This window comes from Lewinella sp., assembly GCF_050633125.1.
Classification (GTDB): domain Bacteria; phylum Bacteroidota; class Bacteroidia; order Chitinophagales; family Saprospiraceae; genus Lewinella.
Genome location: NZ_JBOEFX010000037.1, coordinates 42052 through 68689, shown reverse-complemented (window position 1 = coordinate 68689; position 26638 = coordinate 42052). Strand labels below are relative to the sequence as shown.

Below are 26638 nucleotides of genomic sequence, written 5' to 3'. Positions count from 1 at the left end.
CTATAACAACGAAGTAACTCGCACTTATACGGCTGCTGCCGGAACAGTGATTACGATCAACTTCGTAGACCTGGAGAACAGTGATTGTGTAACGACACTGACCTTCACAGCACCTGATTGTGGTGATGAGCCATGTGCGATTGCTTGTGTAGCTGAGCCTTCTGTTTGTAACGACAACGGTACGCCGCTTGACGGAACAGATGACACCTTTACCGCAGTGATTATTGCTGCTGGACAGGGGACAGGAACCTGTTTCACTTACGTAATCGACGGACAGACCCTTACAGGAACTTACGGAGAACCATTCGAAGTAGGACCATTCCCAATCAGCGAAGGCAATGTGATCTTCGAAGTGACGGATTGTGACAACAACGATTGTTCACACTTGATGTTAGTACTTGCTCCGGAATCATGTTCTGATGGCAACCTGACGGTAGAGTGCCCAACCAGCAATCACTTCTGCCCAATCTTGGGTGAAGACATCATGCTGTACCGCACCGATCCGTTCGAATGTACTTCTACTGTTGTTGTTACGCCTCCGGAAGTGAGTGGTGCATGTGGTGATGGCGACATTACCTTCACGGTAGAACTGGTAAATCAGTTCGGAACTGTACTGCAAACCATCGCTGCTGGCGAACCACTGGTCTTCGAAAATGTAAGCTTAGGAGATTACTTCCTACGTTACAATGTAATGGACGACTGTGGAGTAACAGGAACACGCGACTGTACCATCCGCGTAGCGGACATCGACGAGCCAATTGCTATCTGTAATGGCGCACTCAATGTTCAACTGGGTGGTTGGGGACTTGCTCGCCTCTACACACAAAGTGTGGATGCAGGAAGCTACGACAACTGTGCGATCGCTAGTATTGAACTACGCCGTGCGATTGACCGTGACCTGGAAACTTGTGAGGACCTCGATGAAACCGAGTACAGTGCCTGGGGGCCATACGTTGAGTTCACTTGTTGTGATGCCAGCACTTACGTAACCGTAGAGATGCGCGTAACCGATGTGAACGGTAACTACAATATCTGTTGGTTGGATGTATTGGTAGAAGATAAGACCCTACCATACTGTACCGGCCTTGCGAATGTACTTGCTGAATGTGATGATCTGCCTGCCAACTTTGATCCTACGAATACGGCACAGTTGAGCACATTGTTCGGTGAGCCTGAAGTAATCGATAACTGTTCTGCTGAGGCGAATGAGCAAGCCCCTGTGGTTGATCTCGACGCCAATGGCAACGGTACGATCACTCGTCGCTTTGTCGCGATTGATGCAGCCGGTAACGAATCTAGCACAACGTTTGAGCAAGTAATCACGATCATTGGTTGTGATAACTTCAACCCGAATGGTGGCGGAGACGGTAGCACTAGTCAATCACAATTTGATGATGCAGTGAATGGCGGGCTTGCCCAGTTGTTGCAGAACTACCCTAACCCGGCTAATACGACGACGGTAATTCCGTTCTACTTGCCAAGCGAGGGTAACGCAACGATTGAAGTCTTTGATGCTCGCGGTAGCCGCGTATTCAATGTACAGGACAACTTTATGGAAGGACGTAATGAAGTTCGTGTGGATGTAAGCCGCCTAAGCGATGGCCTCTACTTCTACAAAATGACTTACGGCGACCGTCAGTTGACCAGCAAGATGATGGTAACGAAGAATTAAGAGGAAAGAAACGGTTGGGCCGGGTGCAATATCCCGGCCCACTTCCGTTTTTTTGAATGATACAAGTAATGACAAGGTTGAATACAAAAATTCAACCCCAAATGAAATACAAACGGAGTACACACTATGAACACACGGGCACCTGATGAAGGTGAACCCAGTTAAGGGAAGGGGAGGTTTTGAGCCTCCCCTCTATTAACAAAAAAGAAACGACTGTAAAAAGAGACCGGCTCACCTCCTTCGGGAAGTGGCCGGTTTTGCTTTTTAGGGTGTGGTGCGCGTTGAAAAATCAAGGCAAATTCATGAATTTGCCCCGAACTCGCGCTATTAACGAATCCCAATAACCAGTACAGCGATTGCGCGCAGGCCGTGAGGCCGGAGCGCGGGCCCCGGAGGGGGCTGGACGAAGGATGGCAGCGGTTCCGCTCCTTAGGGTCGGGTTTAAAACCCGACCCTAAGGAGCGGAAAGAGCGAACAGCCTGGTGGCGTATTAGCGTTTGCATTGCAACGCTAATAACGGCACGGCCCCTAAATCAGAAAAGAGGTATAACGCAAAAAGCCTGTCCTCAAAAGAGAACAGGCTTTTAAACAAGTGGGCCCAGTAGGGCTTGAACCTACGACCTACGGATTATGAGTCCGTTGCTCTAACCAGCTGAGCTATAGGCCCTTGCTATTAAGCGCGGCAAAGATACGGATACCCGCGACTTTGCGCAAAGAAAAATGCTTAGAAACGTAAAAAAGTTCCTCAAGCGAAGTCAGAAATCGAAAGTGGGAAGTCGGAAGTAGTTACTTTGGTTACTTCCGACCTCCCACTTCACATCTCCGTTTTCTACTTATCCATATGTACATCCATCTGCGGGAACGGAATGCTTACGCCACCGGCATCGAATCCTTTCTTTACGTGCTCTTGCATGTAGAAGAAGGTGTCCCAATAGTGTTCGCTATTACAGAATGGGCGAGTGTTGAGGTTGACAGAACTGTCGGCCAGTTCGCCAACAACTACGCCTTGTGCAGGATCATCCAATATCCAAGGACATTCTTTACCGACGGCCAGAATGATTTCCCGAGCTTTGTCGATGCTGTCGTTGTAACCAATACCAAAGGTGAGTTCTACCCCAATAATTCCCTGGCCGGAAATGTTGGTGATCACATTGCTGGTCACGACCCCGTTGGGGACAATGATGTGCTTGTTGTCAAGTGTCACCAAAACAGTATTGAAAATCTGAATACCTTTCACGGTACCTGTTTCGCCACCGCCAATAGTTACCAAATCTCCTACTTTGTAAGGACGGAAAGTGAGTAGTAGTACCCCACTGGCAAAATGCCCCAGACTACCCTGTAGTGCTAGGCCTACAGCGAAAGCTAATGCACTAAAGATGGCAATGAAGGAGGTGGTCTCGATGCCGAACATGCTCGCCGCAGCTAACAATAGCATTACTTTAAGACCAACATTCACCAGTGAAGAAAGGAAAGGACGAATGGTTTCATCAATACCTTTTTTCATCATACCTTTGTCCATGGCAGAGGTAATCCGACCAACAATCCAGAATCCAATAATCAGGGTGAGTACCGCGCCTATCACTTTTGTACCGTAGGCGGTTACCAGTTCTGATAATTTGTCTAAGTCAAAAAAGTCCATAATTATTTTCGGTTTTTATATAAATGGGTGTAATTACAATTGATCTTCCTGTAGCAACAATAGCGTAGCTGTTCGGCGGTAGCACAGAACTAATTAATAGCTGTTGTATCAGATGGGACGAGTATAAGACGCACAAAAATAAACAAGTAACAGTACGCTCCTCCAAAAGTAGCAAAAGTTTATGCAGAAAAAGTACCTCACCAAGGCCCAGGCTTTAAAAAAACTCCAGCGTTATTGTGCATATCAGGATCGTTGCCATTCGGAGGTGCGCAGTAAATTAATCGAATTGGGGGTATACGGTGATACGCTGGAAGAGGTGATGGCTGAACTGATTATTGATCGTTTTCTGGATGAGGAACGCTTTGCTCGCTCTTATGTTGGGGGCAAGTTTCGTGTCAAAAAATGGGGACGTATCCGCATCAAACAGGAATTGAGGCGACGCAAAATATCGGCTTATTGTACAAAGAAAGGATTGGAAGAAATCGAAGAGGAAGACTACCTCGCCTGCTTGCGATCGATCCTCGAGAAAAAAATCAAGGAATATTCACGTAAGGATAATGATTTTATCTCTCACCAGAAGGCTGCCGTTTACGCCAATGGCCGAGGCTACGAATATCCCCTGATCTGGGAGATACTTAGGGAGATAAGGGTTGATAGTTGATGGTTGTAGGTTACCATCAACTATCCAACCTTTTAAATCGGAAATCGGAAGTCGGAAGTATTTTTATTCGCTAGTGTTGTCTGTATCTTTGGATATTCGTATGCTTCATTACTTCTGACTTCCACTTTCCCTCTTCCGACCTCCCTAGCGTCTCAACAACAATACCTGCCCCTGCGTCCAGGTACCGTCATTAGCTTCGTGGCGTAGCCAGTAAGTGCCGGCAGGGTACTTGCCCAAATCCATTTCTAACTGGTCTTGAGCATTTTGTTGCAATAGTAGTTTTCCTTGCGCATCCGCCAAATAGAGGATGCCAGGAGTATCTGTAAAGTTCAAACTGATCGGCCCGCTGGTAGGGTTGGGGTAGTAGGTCCATCCGCGGTCGGCAGGTTCGTTGGTGGGGGTCTCTGCTACTGGGGTAGCACAGGTGCTAAGTCTGCTACGGTCAATGCTCAAGCGAGCCAATACATCATTGAGGTATTCTACTTCATAGCTATCGGTAGAAGGCTCAATATGGCCATTGCCGATGCCACTGTGGTCGGTAATAAAGGTATAAGTGCCATTGGTGGCGAGCGCCATACTCCGCAGTAAGAATTCGGTGTTTTTATCCACGCCGCTACAGCTTACCGGAATAATCTGTATGCCGCGCTGGGCTGCCTTGGTAATGGCTACTTGCAGTCGCTTGATGTTTTCTTCTTCTTGATGAGGTGGAGCATCCAATACCAGAAACAATAATCGTGTGCTGGCTTGGTCGCGCCATTGCAGCGAATCCAGCGCACTTTCCAGGGCTGCTTCTACAGCTTCTGGATAATCACCACCGCCTTGTGCTTGCTGTTGCTCGACAAAAGATACCGCTGTGCTCGACTCTTTGGTGAAAGCCTGTACCCGTGTCAGGTATTCCTCATTTTTATCGCGGTAGAATACGCTGCCCATTTGCAGGTCTACACCCGGCAAGCCTTCTCGTACCCGACGAATAACATCAAGGAGTTCGGCTTGTAGGTAGTTAATTTCATCTCCCATCGACCCCGTGGCGTCTACCACAAAGGCGATGTCTACCATGGCGTCTTCGCGGCAATCTGTGCGGATGGTCTCAAAGTTGATGCCTTCATTAAATGGCTTGGCATTGCCTATGCGCTTTTTCTGTCCTTCGTAGTTGATCAAGATCGTTAGGCCATTGTCAGGTGTCTCGACATCCCGGAAGTAGTGCGCCCACAGTTCTGCCCGCCCTTGGGCATCGGTGCGTGCCTGCCACAGGGCATTGCCCTGGCCGTCTTCCAGGGTCGCAATTGCATTCACTACGGCTGCGCCATTCTGTGTGGTTAATTGCACGGTGTAGCGGTGGTCGGCAAACTGCTGCCACTGGCTGCGGTATTGCCCCAAGTCTTCCTGACTGATGTCGGCCCACATGTCCCACTTGCTAAAGTCATTGATTTCGCCTGCGGTGAGTTGGCCCGCCGAGGGAAGGTCGGTGCCTTTGGCTACCACGTCTTTGCCACCACCTCTTGAGTCGTCTGAAGGCACCATTTTGGAGGTCATCATGTCAGCTTCGTAGAGTTCTGACCCAGAAATAGACATTTCTTCAAATACTGCTGGCGGCGGTGGTGGTGCTGGAGAAGGTGGTGCTGACATTGTCACTTCTGCATCAGCTAAAGTACGAACAGCCAATGGTACACGCTTGCTTTTTTCAGATATCCGTCTTCCCATACCCGTCACCACTACTTCGTCTAGACTTGTCGCCCCTTTCAACGTAAAGATGTGGTCTTTTCCTGTACAAACTTCTTTTATTTCCAGCGTCTCGTAACCGGTATAGTGAACGGTAAGGTCTACACATGGAGCAGGCGCCATCAAGGTAAAGTTACCCTCAAAATCAACCACTGTTCCCAGGGTGGTACCCTTTACCAAGATGGTTGCCCCGATCAGGGCCTCTTTGTCTTCATCTTGTACTTTGCCTTTGATTTCGTGGTCGCCCCGGCTTTCAGTGGCGTGTATTGCGCTACCGCTAGGTGTATACGCGACGGGCAAATGTTTGATGATCGGCAAGGTGTAAGTCATCGATTTAGCCGATCCAGCATCAATGGTGAGTACTTCGTAGCCCGGAAAATGCAGCGTCAGTGAGTTAGATACATCTTCTCCTTCAATGGCAAAACAGCCATTGACATCTGTCTGTATCAGTACTTTCCCGTTTTCGTCTTTCACGTCTACGTATAGCATGGCTTGGCCAGCTTCATTGACCACACATCCGCTAATGTTATTGGCTTTATGAGCAGAGAATGCACTCCAACTCAAGCTACAAGTCATCAGAAAGATTAAAAGGATAATATTCGTTTTCATATTTTTTTGGATTTAATTTTTATGTTTTCATGGGCCCTGCCTGCTCCCGACTGATGCAGTCGGGATCGGCACCAGGCTGTCTGTCCCTGTGGTCCGCCCATCCTTGGTCCTCCTCATCCTTGCGGCGCGCTCCGGGCCCTGCCCTCCGCAACTGGTTGGTGTACGTGTATCCTGTATTGTCCTGTCGTAGCGATGCACCGCAGCGGCGAAACCAACTAATCAACCATCAACCATCTAACCTACAATGATTTCGCCTTCCCAATCAACCCAATCATCTCTTTCCTATACCCAAACGGGTCGCGACCAGCCGACTGGCGGGCGATCATCTCACAGTGATCATAGTTGGCAGTGCCTTTGTGTTCGCTGTCTCGTAACAGCATCGCAAATTCTGCAACGCTGGCTGCCCAGCGAAGATTGCCGCTACTTTGTCCGAACATACTGCTACGTGCATCAACATTGTAGGCCAACTCTGAGGCGGTACTGGCGGTAGGTTGCTTGTAGCGTAGCCGCACAATGGCTGCAGCATCTGTGGCAGCTGCGGTCAGGCTCGGCGTTATTTCGTAAAGGGCAGTGATAGTGTGTCCTGCGCCCAGCTCGCCTGCATCTTTGGCATCGTTACGGAAATCTTCGTTGGCCATCAGTCTGTTTTCATACCCAATCAATCGGTAAGAAGCGACGTAGTTGGGATTGAACTCTACTTGTATTTTTACGTCTTTGGCAACAGTAAAGAGGGTGCCGCCAAACTCGTTGACCAGCACTTTTTGAGCTTCACTCAGTTGGTCGATGTAGGCATGGTTGCCGTTGCCCTTGTCGGCGAGGAGTTGCATTTTATCGTCCTGCAAGTTGCCACGGCCAAAGCCGAGGACGGAAAGGAAGATGCCGCTTTCGCGTTCTTTCTCAATGAGGGTCTCTAAGCTACCATTGTCGCTGATGCCTACGTTGAAGTCGCCGTCGGTAGCTAGAATGACGCGGTTATTGCCGTTTTGGATAAAGTTTTCCCGAGCTACCTGATAGGCTTGCTGAATGCCGGCTGCTCCGGCAGTAGAACCCCCAGCCCTTAGTTGGGTAAGTGCCTCCTTGATCTTGGTTTTGTTATCGCCCGGGGTTGATTCCAGAACCAGGCCCGAAGCTCCTGCGTAAACCACAATGGCTACCCGATCTTCGGGGCGCAGGTTATCAGTCAGTATTTTCATGCTTTCTACAAGGAGTGGTAGCGCATCCGGGCGGTTCATACTTCCGGATACATCCAGGAGAAACACAAAATTGGCGGCTGGAAGCTCCTCTTTGGCGATTTCTTCTGCGCGCATCCCTACCAGCAACAGTTGATTATTACTGTTCCAAGGGCAGCTGGCCAGTTCGGTGCTGATTGCGAAAGGGTGTTCTCCTTTTACAGGTGGCGGGTAGTTGTACTGAAAATAGTTGATCATCTCCTCACTGCGTACAGCATCCGCAGGTGGTAGCTGACCTTCGTTCAAAAAACGGCGAACATTGCTATAACTTGCTGCATCCACATCAATGGCAAAGGTGGAGATGTTTTCCGTGGCGGTAGGAATGAAACCGTTTTCGTTGATGGTGGCGTAGTTGTCGCCACTGGCGGGTTCTGGAGAAGGAGTATAACCTCCTGCCATAGTGGGTGATGGCGGGGCCATCATAGCTGCGGGGGCATATTCAGCGGATAGCTTACGTTCAGCTCTACCAGTCAATTTTCTTTTTTGTTGAATACCATAACCGATGACCACCACCTCGTCTAAAGCAACTCCTGTTTTTAAACCTGCGTTAACAGGGAGGTCATAACAGGCTTCGACTTCAGTGGTTTCAAATCCGGTGTAGGAGATTACCAGCGTATGGCAAGAGTCCGTTCCTGCTAAAGAAAAACTACCGTCAATATCGGTGACAGTTCCACGGCTAGTGCCTTTAATAAGAATAGAGGCTCCAATAAGAGGTTCACCGCTATCGGCGGCAGTAACGGTTCCTTTAAAAGTGTAATCGGTTTCGCTTGAGATTGCGAAAAGGCAAATTGCGAATAGAGAGATTAACCAGGTTTTCATAGGCTATTTTTTTGAGTCCGGTAGCTAGATGCAAAGGGGGCACTTTTTGCACAAAGGGCAAAAATGTTTTTTTGAATAAGTCGTGGCCATCCAGTTAAATCCGTGCTCTATTAGGTCGTATTAGTCGCGTAGAAATTTTGGTGCGTTTGTCCTACAAATGTGTTTCACTCCTATTATAAAAGCTCAAATTACTTTAATAATAGGCCTATCTTTGGATCGAATAAAACTTACATTATGCCTTTTTTGGAGACGCCGATTGCTGATCTTTTTCTTTTTGAGCCACAGGTGTGGGAAGATGAACGCGGCTATTTTTTTGAAAGCTACAACCAGGCAACTTTTGCAAAACATGGCCTCGACTACACCTTTATTCAAGACAATGAAGCAAAGTCGTCGAAAGGTGTACTGAGGGGCTTACATTTTCAGAAGGGTGCTGCGGCCCAAGCTAAATTGGTAAGAGTTACGCAAGGAGAGGTATTTGACGTAGCCGTAGATTTGCGCGCAGGGTCGCCTACATATCTAAAGTGGTTTGGGACGTACTTGTCGGCGGATAATAAACGACAATTGCTAGTACCTCGTGGCTTTGGACATGGTTATCTGGTTACAAGTGAAACTGCCGTATTCAACTATAAATGCGATAACCTTTATAATAAGGAAGCCGAAGGTGGTGTATTGTACGATGATCCAGTTGTCGGGGTAGACTGGCCTCAGCTAGATGTTCCTTACCAGCTTTCAGACAAAGATAAGGTCTGGGAAAGGCTAACGTAAAAAACAAGAAAAGTCGGAAGTGGTAAATCGGAAGTCGAAACTATAGGAGTCGGAAGAGTGGCGTAAGTTCCTTCCTGTTTTCTTATGGTGAACCACCAAGGGCACCAAAGATTTATTTTTTGAAAAGAAAGGACACCAAAGACTTTGTTTTTGAACGATAAATATGGCTCTACATAGTAGACGATAAAATCTGATGATAAAACGGCTGGAGGCTTACCACTAAAATTATTCCCTAATCGCGTAAATGCATAAATGTATTTATACGAATGGGGGTAAGGTAACCATTCGGGATTTACGCATGCGCCTGTTAATTCCGACTTCGAACCTCCTCACCTAACCCGGTCAAAAAACCTTCTTCGCCATTCGGCTTATGGTATTTAGCGATGGCATTATGATTGCGAAGTTCGTAATAAAGGTCTCTTTGTTCTTTCTCGTTGCGGCAAAACGTAAGTTGCTCATAAATAGGTGGCGTCAGCTGCTTGCCATTTTGATCGAGTAGTGCATACAAGCGGTTTTCTTCTGCCTGGGCCTCTAGGTAGCCAAAGATGGTCATTCTGATATTGCGGAAACCGGGAAGTGCTGCGAGCTGATTTCCATTAGCATCAAAGATAACGTATTGGCCTTGTTCGGAGGCAAGATAACGGTCTGCGTTTAGGGCTTTGATACTATAGTAAGTGCCTTCTTCAGTGATCGGATGGAAGTCTCGATCTGTCAATAACCAGGATCGGTCTTTTCGGACGATCATGCGGTTGTCATTAAAGCCCATGATGTCGTCTTTCTCATAAGGTAAGAAGTCGCCTTTGTCTAGGTCATAATAGTAACGTTTCCCGTTTTTTCGGGTGCCGAGAATAGTGGGGCCGATTTTAAACTCAAACCAGATACGATCATAGACAGGCGGCAATATTTCTCCTCCATATTGGTCTACTAAGCCGGTTTTTCCGTCTTTCTTGATGAGGTATTTATCTGGCCCGGCAACGGAAACATATTCATACGCAAATGGAAAGAGCACCTTGCCAGTTCCGTCAACGAAACCACAGAGGCTATCTAGGAAAACCCGGAACATATTCGGAGCAACGGGGTAAGCATTGTCAAAAGCAGCTTTTATATCAGCAGGTACTGCATCGTCTCTTCGTTTACCGGGACTCTCCCATAAACTGGCTTCCCAGATAGTGTGTGCTTGTGCGGCTTTGATGACCTCATGAGTTGGCTTTATTTGTTCTGCCATAAAATCAAAGTGGTGATCCTTGTCATACATGATTAGTCGCCCGTCGCGAAGTTCTACGGTGAGGCCTTGGTTGGAACGGAAGGGTCGCCGGCTGCCAAAATGGTCCTGGTGACGAACTTTGAATTGGTAGCGTCCCCAGCCCAGGCTGCTCCAATTGCCGTGTAGAACGTCTCTTTCCTTGGTATCAATCAGGTCAAAAGTACCATCGTCATTTACTTCTAATATCAAATCGTTAATGGTACAGTTCCAATGACCTGTTGGCTGTTCGGGGCTGGTGGGTACTTGGTCTCGGTAAACAATATTACGTGTCGTTAGGGTATAATTACCTGTAGCCTGATTATGCTCTAGTCTTTTGATCCAGTTACCATTGTCGTCGTATTGGTAGGTAAACGTGGAGATGCTATTACCTTTGGTCGTGGTTGGAAATGTGTTTTCCGTATTACTGAGGAGGCCTTGTTTATCATAGCTGAAAAGTTCTTGGGAAATCAGGGTGTTGCTGGTATCGTATACTTCTCTTTGCTGAGGCAGTCCGTCCTGGTACTCGGTGAGCACTTGCACGTTATTTCGATTGACGATGAGCTTTTCTGAGAGCTGAGAGCGCCCTTTGGCGGTAAAGGTCATCTCTGTATGCGGTTCGCCATTGTTGGTGCAAATGACTGTATTGACTTTCCCTCGTTTATCGAAGGTATAGTTGAGGGAAAAAATGATGCCAAACATTTGGTTCTTTTCTTCAACCTGTTTGAGCTGCCCATTCTCTTGGTAGTTGAATTTTATAAAAGAAAAAACGTCGTCATCCTCCATGAAAAGGATAACCTCCTGGTAGTTGCCCTCCTCGTTGAGGATGTTTACGCTGGCGCGTTCCCTTTTGTTAAGGCGGAAATTCCATTCTCCCATTTGATCCGTGACTTGATGGCTTGTTTCGTAGAAAAACGCTGCGTCGCCTTTTAGTGGCGCAGAGATGAGGCTGCCTTGTGCCGGTTGTAGGCGGAATACAGATTGAGCATTAATGATGGATACCCCAAGAAGAGCCAGGCCGAAGAGTAAAAGGAGACGTAAATAGGGGGACATATTGGAAGAAATCAAGTGAAATTGTGGATGGTTATCAGTAGTCTATTGCACTTACACGGGAAAGGTAATTTAGATTTTTTCATAGAAAAGTTACACATATCGCCTCTTTGCAGTCTTTATAGTGTTGGTCCAAGCCCATAAAAGAGGAGCTTTTTGCTTACCTTTTAGTTCTTAATGAAATAGAGCAATGTCGCTTGTTTTATTGTTGTCAGCATATCAAGTAATCAAGACAAAGATGAGAAAGTTTATCCTGTTGGCCCTTTTTATAGGAACGATAATCTGCCTATCTGCACAAGAAACAATCTTTGAGCTGTGGAGCTTACCGCCTGAAGGGTGTTCGTTGGAGAAGGAGGGCGAAGTACCCAGTCGTAATGATGATGTTTCTGTGGAAGCTGAAGAATGGTTGCCGGCGCCATCGGCACCCATCCCACCTGGTTTTTCTTCGCTGGAAGAGGTAGTAGCATTGTTGGGGGAGCGAATTAAGTACCACCAACAGCAAGACTCGGAATTTTTAAGCTATCGCATCAACTGGACGGAAGACCGTTATTTTTTTCGTGAAAACGGAAAATGGGGCTTGCGTGATGGAGAAAAAGTAGCGATTACACCCCGCTTCGATCATGTAGTAACTAACGAAGACTGGTCAGGTTTTGTGGGGTATATCAAGGAGAAGTGTAATTATTATGATCTCACTGGGCAGGCCAAGTTTTCTACCTCTTATCTGCATATTGAACCCACTGCTTGGCCTGTGTTTATCATTCGTAGTGCCGAAGGTTACGGGCTCCTCGATGAGCAGGGGACAGAAGTGTTAGCACCAAGCTATGACCTCGTTCGTTTTGTGGCAGAAGGTAAGCTGCCTTATGCCCACGTTTATATAAATAACAAGCAATCCTTTCTTTATCATATCAAAACGGGTGTGAAAACTTTTTATGCTACGGACAGGTACCAGTGGTCGTTTCTAAATGAACGCTATGCGCTGGCAGGAGAGGGTGCTTTGATTGATTTGCAGGAGAATCGATTGGTGTTTTGTGAACCGGGAATACGAATTTATTCACTTGATAAAGAGGGGAGTGTCTTTAAAATCGCTCGTAATGACGCGCCTGAAGAGTATTGGTTGATTGACGTAGAAGGAAATTTAATCAGCCAGGAAAAGTTTGCTGTGCTTGGGCCTCGGTTCTCTAATGGCTTGGTTGTTGGCGCAGTCCCTCAGCCTTATGAACCCGGAGGCCTGAAGATTATGAATTATGGTATACTGAATGAGGCCGGTGAGTGGATTGTTGAGCCATTGTACCAAAAGCCTATCAACAACTTGGTGGACGGGCAATTTATTAGGGTTTATAAATCTTATTACGAAACCAGTTTGGTGAATTTTCAGGGAGATACCCTCTTGCCTTTTCTTTGGTACCAGCATTTTGAACTTACTAATAATGGCAAACAACTGAAGTGTGTTTACGAAGAGGATAAAGTAAAGAAGGCTGTTTTGCTGCACTTGAAGTCGGGAGAAATAACTGCTATGGATGACCCCGGCTATTGGGATAAGCGACCTTTTGGAACCTGTGGTACGGATACGGTTTATCTGGCCTACAGTGCTTCCGGAGAAATGCTACTCAATGCCAATGGGAGGCCCATTCTTGAAAAAGCTGCAGGCCGAATTTTTAAAGGGCCAAAACCCGAAACCTACTATTTACTTTCAACGATCACCCAAGACGGTAAACAGGTACGCCAGCGGCAATGGGTCAATTGTCAGGGAGAGGCGCATGTTTTTGAAATTGATGGAAAGCCTGTAGATACCTTCAATGATTTTACCATCATTGACGAAGATTTTTATTTCGTTCGTAAAGATTGGGAAAGTGGCCATTTTGTTTTACCAAACGGAGTGGCCGTTTATAGCGGCAATGATTGGAGCAGAAGCTACGGTCGTTTTGGGGAAGACTATTTGATGTCTGCAGGCTCAAGCAAAATGGGGCTGGTAAGTGGGGAAGGTGCCGTACTTGTTCCACCCGTTTTTAATACGCTGTACCTTGATAAAAGCGTAGGTATGCTCGCTTATACCTTGGAAGAGAATAAGCGGCAATACCTCAAGCCGGAAGGAAGCCACTTTTTAGCGCAAGCGTACGAAGATGTACGCACTACCCAAATGGGGACTTTCTGCGTGAAGAAAAACGGGAAATGGGGGCTTGTCTCGCTCGATGGAGAGGTTTTGCTAGCACCTGAATATAGTTATTTGTATGTAAACGACGGCATCATAAAGGGGGCGAAGTCAGGCTCCAGAATAACCTTGTTTTTTGACCTTTTAGGGCAGCCGTTGAATAAATAATTACGAAAATGAAAACGATATACTTAACAGGACTTTTTATCCTGTTTGCCACAGCAATTTCTGCTCAAGCGACCATTTTTGAAATCTTCAATTTAGACCCGGCGGGTTGCTCGTTGGTGACGGAGCAAACCTTGTCGGGCGAAGAGGAATGGCTCATGGAGGAAGTTCCGGATGACTGGATATTTGAGGAAGAAGAAGCAACGGCTCCTGTACAATACCCTCCTGCAGCAGAAGCAATAGCAAAGTTGAAGGCTTATGTAGAAACGCAGAAGAGAAGCGATGAGAATTTCCTGGAAGCACGCTTGGTGTGGCGTGATGGGCTTGTCTTTTTTCTCAAAAATGGGAAATGGGGCTTGCGGAAAAGTAATGGCAAGCAACTTATCAAACCTCGTTTTGATGCCATTATCGCAAAGCCAGAACAGAAGGGTTTTGTAGGCTATGTTGAAGGGCGTTGTAATTACTATTTTGAGAAAGGTAAAGCGTATTTGCGGGAAGATTACCTCCATGTTCAACCCTTGGGACAGGATGCGTTTATTGTGATGACACCGGAAGGCTTTGGCCTGCTAGGGGAACAAGGGCAAGAGCTGCTCCCTCCTGTGCAGTTGGGAATTACGCCGCTTCGGGAAGGAACTCCTTTTCTCAAAGTTCGTTATGAAGACGAAAAGTACTACTGGCTCAACCTGCTCAATGGCCAGAAAGTCTACTTTCAGAACAGCTACTATGGCTTGAATTTCTTTGGGGATCGCTACGTGATCGTCGATGAGCAGCATCTTGTTGATTTGCAGGAAGGAAAAAGTGTGTTTTGTGGAGAAAAACTCAAAGTAAAGCTCCTAGATGCAGAGCGGGGCTATTTGTCAGTTTCCAGCGCAAGCGATCCATTGATTAATTATATTATAAACCCAGAAGGGCAACTGGTTAGTGAAATGGCTTTCGCTAAGGTGGATGGCTATCTGCCGACGGGGCATTTCGTGGTAGGCTACGTAGAAGATTACGATCCGGATATTACGCAAAGCATCCTTTCGGGCGTGATCAACGAGGCCGGAGAATGGACTGTGCCTGCTCGTTACAATTTACTGGAGCAGAAACTATACGCCGGGAAATACCTGCAATTGACCCAGAGTTTTAAAGAGTTTGGCCTGGTGAGCCTCACTGGTGAGGAACCGATTCCTCATCGTCAATATTTTCATTTTGGGCTGGAGCCAGATGGTGAACACCTGAAAGTATTATGGAAAGAAGGGCAGGATAAATATGGTGAATTACTGAACATCAACACCGGAGAGGTTACGCCATTGGAGGATTTGGGTTACTGGAAAATATCACCAATAGGCAACTGTGGTACAGATACCATCTATAAGGCATTAAGTGCCGAAGGGCACATGTTGATTAACGCCAAAGGGGAACCTCTGCTGAAAGAATCAGCTGGGTTTATTATGAAGAATACAGGAGGTAATACGTTTACCATCAAACGGAAAGTGGTCATCGACGGGAGAACAGTTAGTGAGGATGAGGTCGTTGATTGCCAAGGCCGCGTCTTACACAAAGGTACCAGGCAGCATTATGAGATTGTGCTTGATGAGGGCTTTTTATACCTCCATAAACCTAATGGAGAGCGGGTGTTTCAATTACCAAACGGAGAGGAAGTACCAGCAACGGAGAATTGGTCTTTGCACGGTTGGGCTTTTGGTGAGGGCCACTATGTTATGTTCAATGATAAAGACCGAAAAGGGGTTGTTAATGATAAGGCTGAGGTAATCATTCCTCCGATCTTTGAAAATTTATCCTTCCATCAGGATATGGGCTTGATCTCCTTTGAGTATGAAGGCCAGAAACAATATCTGGATGCCAACGGCGAACTCCTTTTTGGTGGCGAATACAAACAGGTAGAATACGCTCGCGAAGGATTATTCCGTCTCTACAGTAATGGGAAATGGGGCATTGGTCGCCGTGATGGAACGGTCCTACTGCCCGCTATTTATGAGGAGGCCTACCTTCAACTAGGGTATATTGTAACGACGGATCAGATGGGGGGTACGACTTTGTATGACTTGGCGGGGGAGGTGTTTTGGGAGGAGTGAGGTGTCGGGTGTAAATGCATGAATGTATTTATACGAATGGGAGGACCATTGATTAGATCTTGCGCTAAGTATTGCACATGAGAAAAAGTTGGGGGAAAGGAAGAAAACTAATCATATCGCAAAGCAAAAGTTCCTGTGATGACTTGCAAAGCATAAGATATTTTACTAAATTACGGCTATCAGGGCTGAAAGCATAACCTTAGTTAATGAAGACGATACCGTTAATCAGAAATCTTGAGGAAAAGAATAAGGTATATTCAACTCAAGAATTAAAAAACCTAGGTTTTACTCACTACAGCATAAATAAGCTTATAGCAAATCGTTTAATTGAAAAAATAAAAAGAGGAAAATACATTTTCACTAATAGTGAGTTGCCAGATAATCTTATAGTCCAGCAATTGATACCGAGTGGCACTTTTTGCTTGCATTCCGCGGCATTTATCTATAATTATAGCACTCACGTTCCATTCGAGTTTCACGTGGCAATAGAAAAAAAGGAGAAGTATACTTTGCCTGACTATCCTCCAATCAAGTTGTATTATTGGAAAGGGCCACAGTACCAATTAGGTGTAGAGATAATAAAATACAATTCTCATGACATAAAGGTGTACAGTAGAGAAAAAACAGTTTGCGATTTTATCAAATTCCGCAGTAAGCAAGAACGTGCTGTGGTGAATCAAGTCATCAAGAACTATCTGGAAAGTCAAGATCGTAACCTAAATAAGTTGCATTCGTATGCCGAGGAGCTGGGAATAAAAACTGTACTAAAACAATATTTAGAAGTACTTCTATGAGAAATCCAGAGTCAATAAAAGATAAACTTAAAGCCTATTCCAAGTCGAAAGGTAAGGTTCATCAGAATACGATAGTAAAATTCTTTCAAGAACGGTTTTTATTTAGATTATCAAAATCGAAGTACAAGGATAATTTCTTACTGAAAGGAGGAGCACTTGCTTACACATTCAGTGGAGAGGAAAGCAGGCATACAAGGGATATTGATATGAATTTTACATGGACAAGTCAAGGCTTAAGCAGTGGGAAATCTTTCTCAAAAAAAACAGTTGAAAAATATTGATTTTGCCTCAGTAAAAAGTAAAATTATAGAGAATCTTCACCCGATTTATGAAAAGATGGGGATTCGCCCAGCTTAGCCTACCGCGACAATACTCCTGCGTCGCACTGAGGGTAGGTCTGAGTTGTCCAAGATACCCTGCTTCGCTTCGTATCCCGAAAAATGCTACTGCAATTAAACAATAAATGAAGAAAATTCACCAGTGGTTTTCACTTTATAGTGATGATATCAAAGGTATAATTAAAGTTACTGCCCTCTTAGTCGTTTTAGTTGGTGGGTATAGGTTCTTGCCAAGAGTGTTGCGTTATGCGTCTACTATGAAACTGAAGGGAGAAACGATTGGGGTAGTGACCCAGATCAGAAAGGTGGAGAAAATATACGAGTCAGAGGCGGGTGGTAAATTAGGCGTTACAGGATATGATGTGAAATATTCTTATGTAGTGGATGGTGAGGAGGAGGATAAGCAGGTATACCTGGATAAGCTGAGATATACCATGAAAGAGCGAATGAAGCTCTATCAGTTGCAAATTGGTGATTCTGTTTTGGTGAAATTTGATCTCGACACACCAAATAAATCAACAATAGCCTTCGATTAGCGTTTGTAAAACCCTTACCCCCTTACACCTAAGATATCCGCGCCCAGCCTTTCAAATGTTTGTAATGCTGCTCCAAATGCAGCCCTAGTGGACGGTGGTGCTCCTTCTCTAATTTAGGGTCATCATCGAGGATGCGATGGGCAATTTCGCGGGCGGTTTGGAGGATGCGGCCATCTTGGGCAAGGTCGGCGATGCGTAGGTTGAGGATGCCGCTTTGTTGGGTGCCTTCGATGTTGCCGGGCCCACGGAGTTTGAGGTCGGCTTCGGCAATTTCGAAACCGTTATTGGTGCGGACCATGGTCGCGATGCGTTCTTTACCTTCTTTGCTGAGTTTGAAACTCGATAAGAGTAAGCAGTAAGATTGATCAGCTCCACGCCCGACGCGCCCTCGCAGCTGGTGCAACTGCGAAAGCCCAAAGCGTTCGGTGTTTTCGATGACCATCACGCTGGCATTGGGGATATTTACCCCTACTTCAATCACGGTGGTAGCGACCATGATTTGGGTGATGCCCTCTTTGAAGCGCTGCATCTCAAAGTCCTTCTCTTCGGATTTCATACGACCGTGAACGACGCTGATTTGGAACTCCGGCATCGGGAAGTCGAGGAGCAATTGCTCATAACCTGCTTCCAGCGCTTGAAGGTCTAGTTTCTCGTTTTCTTCGATCAGTGGGTAGACGACATAGACTTGTCGACCCAGCGCGATCTGTTCCTTCATGAAGCCGATGACACGGCGGCGCTGGTATTCGTTTTTGTGTTCTGTTGTTACTGGTTTTCGTCCTGGCGGCAGTTCGTCGATGACAGAAACATCGAGGTCGCCGTAGAGGGTCATGGCCAGGGTGCGCGGGATGGGCGTGGCCGTCATCACCAGCACGTGAGGCGGGTAGGGGGTGTTTTTCTTCCACAACTTGGCCCTTTGTTTTACGCCAAAGCGATGCTGCTCATCAGTGATGGCTAGCCCGAGGTTTTTGAACACGACAGGAGGTTCCAGGATAGCGTGTGTTCCCACCAGGATGTGAATGTCTCCTGCGGCGAGTTCTTCCAAGAGTGCTTTGCGCTTTTTGCCGCGGATGCTGCCCGTGAGGTAGCCTGTTTTTAGGCCCAGACCTTCAACGTATTCTTGAATGCCGTCGTAATGTTGCTGGGCTAATATTTCCGTTGGGGCAAGCATACAGGCTTGGTAGCCATTGTCGATGGCCATGAGCATACTCATCAGTCCTACCATGGTTTTTCCGCTGCCAACATCACCTTGCAAGAGGCGATTCATCTGGATAGGACGGCCCATATCCTGGCGAATTTCGCGGAGTACCCGCTTTTGGGCGCCGGTAAGCTCAAAGGGGAGTTTTTCTTTATAGAAAGTATTGAAATAATCGCCGATGGTGGTAAATGCGTACCCTTTGACGGCTCCTTTACGCCGTTTTTTGAGTTGTATCAGCCGTAGCTGGAGGAGAAATAATTCTTCAAACTTCAGGCGATTACGTGCTGCTTTTAGTTCTTCCGCATTGGTGGGGAAGTGGATTGCTTTCAGGGCATCAAAACGAGAAAGTAAGCGCAGTTTTTTGACGACGTAATCCGGCAATATTTCTGGTACATCTGCCGGGGTGAGTTTCTCAAAGAGCACCTGCATCATCCGGCTGCGAACTTTGCTGTCTAAGCCTTTGGTGTTCAGCTTTTCCGTGCTGGGGTAGACGGGTGCAAAGGAGACGGCCTCTTTTTCGTTTTGCGTATCAGCGGCTTCCATTTCCGGATGCGACATATTGAGGGTTCCCCGAAAATCGGTGACTTTGCCGTAGATGACATACTCTTTGCCTACCACCAGGTTTTTCTGCAACCAATGGACACCTTTGAACCAGACGAGGTCGATTTTGCCACTTTCATCACGAAGCACGCCTTGAAGTCTGCTTTTGCGGCCTTCGCCCGCCGTGGTGAGGCGTCTGAGGATGCCTTTCAATTGTACAGTGCCACTATCGGGCATCAGTTCCCCTATGCGGTGAAACTGGGTTTTGTCTACATAACGAAAAGGAAACTGAAACAAAAGGTCACCCAGCGTATGGATCGCCAATTCTTTGCGGAGCAACTCGCCCCGGGCAGGGCCTACGCCCTTCAGGTATTCGATGGCTTGCTGTAGCAGTTGACTTTTACCGGGTTGCATTAATTTTTTTTACGTAGAACACCGTGTTTATGCCTTATGTCTTGAAAGAACGATGGGCATATTGTTTTAACGAATGTTCACCTTTACGGTTTAATTTGGTTTAAAATAACTTCATCTTTAATCGTGTCATCATTAGCCAAAAGAAAAGCTTTACTTAATATAATCGAAAAAACAGCATCATCATCAAAAGGTAAGAAAAGGCTATCGGCAGGGCCCTTTTTCCCTCTGGCAGGGACAATGCACAAATACTGATCATTCGGCTCCATTAATATGTTTCCACTGCCTAAGTGTATTTTATAGGTCCTTACTGTTCCTTTTACCTTCAGGTATTTGTCGGTTAATTCGCACTGGTCTTTTATTGCCAATTTTGGCAGCATGTTGGCAAGAATAACTCTTCTCGTCTTTGCTGTTTCAGAAAGGTCGGAAGTAGAATAATTTCTCCAATACTGGCGATATTGATTTTGGTTCCATTCGTCTTCGATTCCTATAGAACACACGCCTACAAATAAATCAATATCTCGCATGGTTTCTGAAAAGATCAAAACGGGCACATCTTCCATTGATAGTGCTTGCTTCCGTCTTGTGTCACGGAAATGGACCCTCCCTGTATTTGCAAAATCATGATTGTTTTCGAGATCAAAGGTAGCTGCAATCCCATAATCCGGATACTTAATGTATGGTGGGTGTTGGGCATATACATTGGCGTAAGTCCATATTCTTTGTTTTGCGAGAGCGGCAAATTTATGATGTCTAACAACGTGATTCAAAAAACGATTAGAGTAAGTAGAGGTCGTTATTTCTGCATCGGTGACCAGGTAAATTTCACGAAAAGCTTGCTTAAAAGGTTGTTTGATCTCCTTGTCTAGAATTAACTGTCTCCATGATTGTACTTCCTCAACGGTTGCGCTACTTGGGTGCCAAAGGGAGACAGAAGTGCTATGGACTCCCTCTATCGCTGTACCATTGGCATCAATGAGGTTTCCTTCGTGCCACATGGCAGACGTAATAATGCCACCGTCCTCAAACTGCCAGATAAGAGGGCGAGAAACATACCTCAATAGCTGGTGATTTAAGAGGTAGCGTTCCCAAGTAGGATAAGCCCATTTCTTCTTTTTTCTCCAAAATCCCTCAACCCGTTGTTTCTGGGCGGATAGCCCTTTTTTTATATCTTTTTGTTTTGCTTTCCACAATTTCAACTCAGATGCGTAATCCGTTTTTACTTTTGCTGGAACGCTTTTTTGTATACTCCCATCTTCTTTGTACCACTGCAAATTCACTTTGCTAAAGTCTTCGATGATGATCGTAGAACGAAATGCACCAAATTCACTATCCACTTCTCCATCGGCAAGCCCGTAATCATCAATAAAGTAATCTTCAACCTCGTTAGGATCTAGTTTTGTGTAATTTATGGCATTCTTAATGGAGATTGTTAAAGCGTCTCGGAAGACAGGGTACTTGGATTTTACTTTCAAATTGAGAAGAATACCTAAGCCCTCGATGGTTTCACTTTCTTCAAGGATTTTCAGAATAACATCTCCCAGTTTCCTGGAAACAGGGCCAACGCCGGGAATTTTAGAAAAGCACTTTTCAGCGAGTTTTGACAATACCGAAAATTGATTGGGGGTATCTAGGTGGTGCATCAACCAAACAAAAATCTGAAATGCAATTACTTTGTCACCGACGAACCAGCCACTTCGCTTCTTTCCATCCTTTTGGATTTCATGGTAAAGGTCAAGAACAAAAACCTCGAACTCTTCAGGATCTATTAGCTCAATAATTTCTTTTGAGGAGGGGCGGAGTGCCTGTTTGTTGAAGTAATTGACTTCTGACAACGCTTCTATCAAGGAGAAAAAATCTTCTTTCCGCTCAATGAATTTTAGCTCCGTCTTTTGTAACCATTCCCATTTTTTTCCGCTTGCCAGGTCGGAGGCAGATAGTTTTTTTATGATTTTTTCAGGAATGGTCACCCGATATAACCTGCTCTCTCCATTTATCACATCATCTATTCGTTTGAGCTGAGACTCATATTCCTTTATAGAGGGATAGTCTTTTAGTTGTTCTAGTTTAGTAACCAGTTGTTCGGAGAGGGAATGTTGTTGTTGGAAAATAATGACCAAGTCCAAGACATAACCGTGATAAAGAAGAGCATTGCTTATATCGGCTTCGAAGGTTTTTTTACTCAGATCATTGTAGATTTCTAGACGAGGGCTTGAATCGTAGTAGGCCAAAAAAGGAAAAATATCTTCCTCTTGGAGTTCCGGGGCAGCATACGGCACACAAAATTCAAATAAAAACTGGTGAGGATTAATGCTTTTGTAAAGTGTTTGTAAGCTGGCAGTGTCATTTTCTGCTATAATTAAGTCTCTCTTGGTTTTTATATGATCAAGTACGGTAAGCAAGCCTTTTTTGCCGAACGCTACTTGTTCTTCTTCAGAATAATACTTGTTGATATAAAAAGAGCTATAGGAATCTTTTATTTGATAGCTGCGTTCACCGTTCTTAGTTCTGCGGGTATATTCTTCGAGAAGGTTTTCTATGATATCCGTCGTTGTCATGGGGTAGTGTTTTTTCTATCCACCCACCAGTGGGGTAAGCTTGATGAAGCTGATTTTTCTTTCTGAATGCAGTTCAATAATTGCATCGAGTTCCGTGACCTGTTCGTTGTCCACTAAAACAAAGTAGCCGTTTTTATTGAAGGCTGCCAGTGCAACAAAAATTTGCTTTTCAACGTCAATTTTTCTTCTGTTACCTACCAGATATCCATTTAAAGTTGCTTCTGATTCGTTGGGTTGTACCAAGCCCGTAAAATATTTGGGGAGCAACTCATTGAATTTTTCTACTTCTGCTTCAACTCGTTTTTCAATAAGCTCTTTAAGCGTACAGGTATCCTGTTCAATTTCAAGGAGGATTTGCTGCAATGCTCGCCCCGCAAAGTTTTCATCTTCAATGGTAATTTTCATATTGTTGCTTTAATACTATTAGGCAGACGAGCTAACTAGAGCCTACGCGTTGTACACTAAAAAACACTTGGGAAACAAAGTTATCAATAAATTGATTGATTTTCGAGTCAAAACCGAATTAATGTTTTATTTTGAGGGCAAAGAATACTGTAAAGAAAATGTCCATACCTACCACCATTCTGATCGCCCTCATTGCCCTTTTTCATCTCTATATCCTCTACTTTGAGATGTTTGCCTGGGAGACCAAAGGGCGCAAGGTTTTTAGCCAATTCCCTAAAGAGCTCTTCCCTCAGACCAAGGTGATGGCTGCCAACCAAGGCTTGTACAATGGTTTTCTGGCCGCAGGGCTCATCTGGTCTTTATTGATCAAAGATGAAATTTGGCAGTCGAATGTAGCCCTGTTTTTTCTGGGATGTGTAGCTATCGCTGGCATCTATGGGGCTATGACGGCGGCCAAGCAAATTCTCTACGTGCAGGCTATCCCGGCTTTGGTGGCGATGGTTTTGATTTTGGTGTAAATCTCCGAACTAAAAGGAAGTGAGAAAAACCTACGGAAATACCTGGTGGGGACAGCAATGGCTCAATGCGCTTGCCAATATTGATTATTCCAACCGATTGCCGCGAGGGCGAACTTACGCCAACAAGGGACTGGCTCGTGATATCGTAATCAACGGTAATAAAATCACGGCCAATGTACAGGGTTCTAGTCCGCGCCCGTATAAGGTTTCGTACACCGTTCCTGCCTTTTCTGCTAAAGAAAAACAAGGGCTTATTGATCTGGTTACAGACAATCCGCTACACCTCTCCCGATTGCTCAATCGGGTGTTGCCGCCCGAATTGAAAACACTTTGTGACCAAAAAAAAATCCAGCTTTTTCCTGCTACTTGGGAAGATCTGAAAGGTAGTTGTTCTTGCCCCGATTGGGCCGTGCCTTGTAAGCACATGGCTGCTGTCCTTTACCTCATCGCCAATGAGATCGACAAGAATCCGTTTCTCGTTTTTCAACTCCATAATTTTGACCTCTTCCAAAGCCTCGCGGAGGTAGGCTACACTGCCGAAGGGCAGCAGGAAATCACCATTTTATCTACAACGAGTCTGGAGCAGCCTTTTAATACCGATTATCAAGCCACGGAATGGCTCGATGAAGTGTACCAGCAACTGGATTTTTCCAGCATTCCCGACCTTAAAGAGGACTTGCTTACGATTCTTTCTGAAAATCCGGTTTTCTACCCCAGAGGAGATTTTAAAGGCATCATGAAAATGGCCTATACGGCGGTCGCAAAAAACATAAGCAAACCACTTCAAGATGCTGATGATGAGGTAGCAGCGGCCTTGGTGGACAGGATCGAGCATATTGAAATCCTGCTGGGCGAATCGCGTGATTTTCTGACCGCATCCATGGGAGATAGCGATGGAGAAACGGTATTGATTTTTGATGAACAAGCCACCTTGATGAGCTGGCTGTCGCAGGTGCCAGTGAGTGCTTTGACAAATTGCGCTCCGGTCTTGAAAAGCCTGGTGTTGTTGTACCAGTTTGCGCATAAGCTGGTGCAGCAATCGGCCTATGTGCCGCAGTTGCTACAGGTCGCGGATAGTGGACAATACCAGATTCGGTGGTTGCCGGCTTTGCTCAACCCTGTGGTGCAAAGCCTTTTTTCCGGGGTGCGCTCTATTGTAGACAAAGACCTTTTGTTTTACCGTAAAGGAAAAGCGATTTACGAACCTACAGCGGCTGATAACACGCAGGCTTTACTTGGGGTTTTTATCGGGGCTTTGGTTAAGGAAAATCATCAATTGGAGCGCCGTTTTGCGGAACACGAGATTGGGCATCTTTTTTTCAACGGCGCGGTGCTGGGCTTCTCCGCTTACGAAGACCGGGAGTATCCTGTGGCTATCCAGCTGTGGCTGAATAAGTTTTTCCTGGTAGAGAAAGATTTTGTTCCCGTCATTCAAATTGATGAGGAAGAAGGCGAAGGTTTTCTGGTGAATATTGCCATCCAGAAGCAGTCTGCCCGCCTGAGTGCGCCGATACCATTGAGGAAGATACTGGCCCAAAAACAGTACCAAGGTTTGCGAATGGAGGTACTGCGCGATTTGGCTATGCTCGCTGATTATTTTCCTCAAATCAATAAACTGGTTGCTGACCGAGGCAAAGAACCCCTGTTTTTTGATGCGGAAGCTTTTGTGGAAGTCCTCTTTAAAGTACTGCCTACAATTCGTCTGTTTGGTATCAAAGTGCTATTGCCAAAAGCTTTGCGCAAACTGTTTCGCCCACAGATGTCGATGATCGTTACCTCGGAAGAGGAATCGGGTGTGGTGTCTAAAAGTACTTTGCTGAACATTGAGGAAATGTTGTCTTTTCAATGGCAGATTGCGCTGGGTGATCAGCAGGTGAGCGTGGCGGAGTTTAAAAAGTTGGTCAAGCAACTTTCAGGTATTGTTAAACTCAATGATCAGTACGTTTTCTTTGATGAAAATGAGATCAAATCGTTGATCAATAAGCTGGAAAATCCGCCTGTGTTGAACAGCAACCAGTTGTTGCAAATAGCACTCACGGAAGATTATGAAGGAGCCAAAGTGGCTTTAGATCAGAAGACCCAGCAGTTGATGAAACGCCTGCTGGAAGGGGAAGAGGTAGATGTGCCCAAAGGTCTGCAGGCCCAATTGCGCCCTTATCAACTCAGTGGCTATGAGTGGATGTACAAAAACACTCGGATCGGATTCGGTAGCCTGATCGCGGACGATATGGGGCTAGGGAAGACCTTGCAAGTCATTGCTGTTTTACTGCGTTTAAAGGAAGATGGAGAACTGGCCAAGCAAAAGGCATTGGTCATTGTACCAACGACTTTATTGACCAACTGGGAAAAAGAAATCGCCCGATTTGCCCCCGATTTACGGACACATATTTATCACGGTAGTAACCGTAGTTTGGAACCATTAAATCATGCAGATGTGTTGCTCACTACCTATGGTGTAGCCCGCAGTGAAACTGCTGTTTTGCAAAAGAAAAAATGGTTGATCCTAGTCATCGATGAAGCGCAGAATATCAAAAACCCGACGACCTCGCAGACGAAGGCCATCAAAAAGATCAAAGCACCTGTAAAGATTGCCATGAGCGGTACGCCAGTAGAAAACCGGTTAAGTGAATACTGGAGTATTTTCGATTTCTCGAACAAAGGTTATCTGGACAGTCTGAAAAACTTCAAAGCAGAATTTGCCAAACCCATCGAAGTTGATCGGGACCGCGAGAAGCTGGAGAAGTTTCGTAAAGTCACCGCGCCATTCATTCTACGGCGGCTGAAATCGGATCGTTCTATTATCAAGGACTTGCCTGAGAAAGTAGAGAAAGACCAATTTTGTTCGCTCAGTCCGGTACAAACGGCACTCTACAAAAATGTGGTAGACACTACGATGAAAACCATTGAGACCAGTGATGGCATCGAACGCAAAGGTTTGGTTTTGAAATTGATTACCGCACTAAAGCAAGTATGTAACCACCCGCGCCAGTTTCTGAAAAAAGGTGATTCGTCTCCTGCGGATTCCGGCAAGGCTCTAATGTTGTTTAACCTCCTGTACGAAATTCAGCAAAGCGGAGAGAAGACGCTTATTTTCACACAATACCAGGAAATGGGGAACCTACTGGTAGAAATGCTGGAGGCAGAATTTGGCCTCACGATTCCCTTCCTTCATGGCGGTGTTTCCCGCAAAGGGCGTGATGAGATGGTAGACCGATTCCAAAACGACCGTGCGACGCGCATCATGATCCTGTCGCTCAAAGCGGGAGGTACAGGGCTCAATCTTACGGCGGCCAGCAATGTTATTCACTACGATCTTTGGTGGAATCCTGCCGTAGAGGCGCAAGCTACCGACCGTGCTTACCGAATTGGTCAAAAGCGCAATGTGATGGTACACCGCTTTATTACGGAACACACTTTTGAAGAAAAGATCAATATGCTTTTGCAAGAAAAGAAAGACCTTGCTAATCTGACGGTCTCCACGGGCGAGAAATGGATTGGAGAGTATTCGAATGATGAGTTACGGGATTTGGTGAAGTTGGATTAAAAAT

Annotated in this window: 17 protein-coding genes and 1 tRNA gene; 10 read left to right on the top strand and 8 right to left on the bottom strand. The window is 45.8% G+C overall.

Features of this window, described 5'->3' with window-relative positions; genetic code table 11:
- On the top strand, positions 1-1672 hold a 1672-nt coding region (locus ACRBG0_RS09415; RefSeq protein ID WP_431486644.1), incomplete at its 5' end, for a T9SS type A sorting domain-containing protein.
- Between the two features lie 593 nt (positions 1673-2265).
- On the opposite strand, the gene ACRBG0_RS09410 is transcribed toward ACRBG0_RS09415, so the two are convergent.
- Together ACRBG0_RS09410 and ACRBG0_RS09405 are read right to left on the bottom strand one after the other, a co-directional pair.
- Positions 2266-2339, bottom strand: a tRNA-Ile gene (locus ACRBG0_RS09410).
- Positions 2340-2501: 162 nt separating this feature from the next.
- Complete coding sequence (locus ACRBG0_RS09405; protein ID WP_431486643.1) at positions 2502-3311, bottom strand: mechanosensitive ion channel family protein; 810 nt, start codon at positions 3309-3311, stop codon at positions 2502-2504.
- A 181-nt stretch (positions 3312-3492) separates the two neighbouring features.
- Between ACRBG0_RS09405 and ACRBG0_RS09400 the strand changes: the two genes are divergently transcribed.
- Positions 3493-3972 carry a regulatory protein RecX gene (locus ACRBG0_RS09400; protein ID WP_431486642.1) on the top strand — a complete coding sequence of 160 codons (480 nt, stop codon included), beginning with the start codon at positions 3493-3495 and terminating at the stop codon, positions 3970-3972.
- Positions 3973-4116: 144 nt separating this feature from the next.
- Here ACRBG0_RS09400 and ACRBG0_RS09395 read toward each other — a convergent pair whose 3' ends face one another.
- Positions 4117-6300, bottom strand: a complete 2184-nt coding sequence (locus ACRBG0_RS09395) for a carboxypeptidase-like regulatory domain-containing protein (protein WP_431486641.1) — start codon at positions 6298-6300, stop codon at positions 4117-4119.
- Between the two features lie 239 nt (positions 6301-6539).
- Positions 6540-8348 carry a YfbK domain-containing protein gene (locus tag ACRBG0_RS09390; RefSeq protein ID WP_431486640.1) on the bottom strand — a complete coding sequence of 603 codons (1809 nt, stop codon included), beginning with the start codon at positions 8346-8348 and terminating at the stop codon, positions 6540-6542.
- A gap of 234 nt (positions 8349-8582) precedes the next feature.
- On the opposite strand from ACRBG0_RS09390, the gene rfbC reads away from it, so the two are divergent.
- Entirely contained in the window at positions 8583-9113 is a 531-nt protein-coding gene (gene rfbC, locus ACRBG0_RS09385; RefSeq protein WP_431486639.1) for a dTDP-4-dehydrorhamnose 3,5-epimerase, read from the top strand.
- A gap of 307 nt (positions 9114-9420) precedes the next feature.
- Here the strand turns inward: rfbC and ACRBG0_RS09380 are convergent, their stop codons facing one another.
- Positions 9421-11406, bottom strand: a complete 1986-nt coding sequence (locus ACRBG0_RS09380) for a WG repeat-containing protein (protein WP_431486638.1) — start codon at positions 11404-11406, stop codon at positions 9421-9423.
- 235 nt (positions 11407-11641) lie between these two features.
- On the opposite strand from ACRBG0_RS09380, the gene ACRBG0_RS09375 reads away from it, so the two are divergent.
- The 5 genes from ACRBG0_RS09375 to ACRBG0_RS09355 all read left to right on the top strand — a co-directional run bounded on the left by ACRBG0_RS09375 (position 11642) and on the right by ACRBG0_RS09355 (position 17463).
- Entirely contained in the window at positions 11642-13720 is a 2079-nt protein-coding gene (locus tag ACRBG0_RS09375) for a WG repeat-containing protein (protein ID WP_431486637.1), read from the top strand.
- An 8-nt stretch (positions 13721-13728) separates the two neighbouring features.
- On the top strand, positions 13729-15795 hold the full coding sequence (locus ACRBG0_RS09370) for a WG repeat-containing protein (protein ID WP_431486636.1): 2067 nt from the start codon (positions 13729-13731) through the stop codon (positions 15793-15795).
- 206 nt (positions 15796-16001) lie between these two features.
- On the top strand, positions 16002-16589 hold the full coding sequence (locus tag ACRBG0_RS09365; protein WP_020536418.1) for a type IV toxin-antitoxin system AbiEi family antitoxin domain-containing protein: 588 nt from the start codon (positions 16002-16004) through the stop codon (positions 16587-16589).
- Positions 16586-16870, top strand: coding sequence for a nucleotidyl transferase AbiEii/AbiGii toxin family protein (locus tag ACRBG0_RS09360; protein ID WP_431486635.1), 285 nt, complete (start codon positions 16586-16588; stop codon positions 16868-16870). Before ACRBG0_RS09365 ends, ACRBG0_RS09360 begins: the two co-directional genes overlap by 4 nt.
- Positions 16871-17052: 182 nt before the next feature.
- Positions 17053-17463, top strand: a complete 411-nt coding sequence (locus ACRBG0_RS09355) for a hypothetical protein (protein WP_431486634.1) — start codon at positions 17053-17055, stop codon at positions 17461-17463.
- Between the two features lie 28 nt (positions 17464-17491).
- Here the strand turns inward: ACRBG0_RS09355 and recG are convergent, their stop codons facing one another.
- The 3 genes from recG to ACRBG0_RS09340 all read right to left on the bottom strand — a co-directional run bounded on the left by recG (position 17492) and on the right by ACRBG0_RS09340 (position 22572).
- Positions 17492-19612, bottom strand: a complete 2121-nt coding sequence (gene recG / locus ACRBG0_RS09350; protein WP_431486633.1) for an ATP-dependent DNA helicase RecG — start codon at positions 19610-19612, stop codon at positions 17492-17494.
- A gap of 83 nt (positions 19613-19695) precedes the next feature.
- Positions 19696-22167: a DUF4132 domain-containing protein gene (locus ACRBG0_RS09345; protein ID WP_431486632.1), complete on the bottom strand. Its 2472-nt coding sequence runs from the start codon at positions 22165-22167 to the stop codon at positions 19696-19698.
- 15 nt (positions 22168-22182) lie between these two features.
- Positions 22183-22572 carry a hypothetical protein gene (locus ACRBG0_RS09340; RefSeq protein ID WP_431486631.1) on the bottom strand — a complete coding sequence of 130 codons (390 nt, stop codon included), beginning with the start codon at positions 22570-22572 and terminating at the stop codon, positions 22183-22185.
- Between the two features lie 158 nt (positions 22573-22730).
- Between ACRBG0_RS09340 and ACRBG0_RS09335 the strand changes: the two genes are divergently transcribed.
- Both ACRBG0_RS09335 and ACRBG0_RS09330 read left to right on the top strand, forming a co-directional pair.
- On the top strand, positions 22731-23090 hold the full coding sequence (locus ACRBG0_RS09335) for a DUF1304 domain-containing protein (protein WP_431486630.1): 360 nt from the start codon (positions 22731-22733) through the stop codon (positions 23088-23090).
- Positions 23091-23109: 19 nt separating this feature from the next.
- A complete protein-coding gene (locus ACRBG0_RS09330; RefSeq protein ID WP_431486629.1) occupies positions 23110-26634 on the top strand; it encodes an SNF2-related protein in 3525 nt (1174 codons plus the stop codon).
- Positions 26635-26638: the final 4 nt, after the last annotated feature.

Excerpts from the sequence above, each read along its gene's own strand:
- ACRBG0_RS09380 (WP_431486638.1), bottom strand. The coding sequence starts at position 11,406 with ATGTCCCCCTATTTACGTCTCCTTTTACTCTTCGGCCTGGCTCTTCTT.
- ACRBG0_RS09400 (WP_431486642.1), top strand. The coding sequence starts at position 3,493 with ATGCAGAAAAAGTACCTCACCAAGGCCCAGGCTTTAAAAAAACTCCAG.
- ACRBG0_RS09375 (WP_431486637.1), top strand. The coding sequence starts at position 11,642 with ATGAGAAAGTTTATCCTGTTGGCCCTTTTTATAGGAACGATAATCTGC.
- recG (WP_431486633.1), bottom strand. The coding sequence starts at position 19,612 with ATGCAACCCGGTAAAAGTCAACTGCTACAGCAAGCCATCGAATACCTG.
- ACRBG0_RS09365 (WP_020536418.1), top strand. The coding sequence starts at position 16,002 with ATGAAGACGATACCGTTAATCAGAAATCTTGAGGAAAAGAATAAGGTA.
- ACRBG0_RS09390 (WP_431486640.1), bottom strand. The coding sequence starts at position 8,348 with ATGAAAACCTGGTTAATCTCTCTATTCGCAATTTGCCTTTTCGCAATC.
- ACRBG0_RS09395 (WP_431486641.1), bottom strand. The coding sequence starts at position 6,300 with ATGAAAACGAATATTATCCTTTTAATCTTTCTGATGACTTGTAGCTTG.
- ACRBG0_RS09355 (WP_431486634.1), top strand. The coding sequence starts at position 17,053 with ATGAAGAAAATTCACCAGTGGTTTTCACTTTATAGTGATGATATCAAA.
- ACRBG0_RS09340 (WP_431486631.1), bottom strand. The coding sequence starts at position 22,572 with ATGAAAATTACCATTGAAGATGAAAACTTTGCGGGGCGAGCATTGCAG.
- ACRBG0_RS09370 (WP_431486636.1), top strand. The coding sequence starts at position 13,729 with ATGAAAACGATATACTTAACAGGACTTTTTATCCTGTTTGCCACAGCA.
- ACRBG0_RS09360 (WP_431486635.1), top strand. The coding sequence starts at position 16,586 with ATGAGAAATCCAGAGTCAATAAAAGATAAACTTAAAGCCTATTCCAAG.
- rfbC (WP_431486639.1), top strand. The coding sequence starts at position 8,583 with ATGCCTTTTTTGGAGACGCCGATTGCTGATCTTTTTCTTTTTGAGCCA.
- ACRBG0_RS09405 (WP_431486643.1), bottom strand. The coding sequence starts at position 3,311 with ATGGACTTTTTTGACTTAGACAAATTATCAGAACTGGTAACCGCCTAC.
- ACRBG0_RS09345 (WP_431486632.1), bottom strand. The coding sequence starts at position 22,167 with ATGACAACGACGGATATCATAGAAAACCTTCTCGAAGAATATACCCGC.
- ACRBG0_RS09335 (WP_431486630.1), top strand. The coding sequence starts at position 22,731 with ATGTCCATACCTACCACCATTCTGATCGCCCTCATTGCCCTTTTTCAT.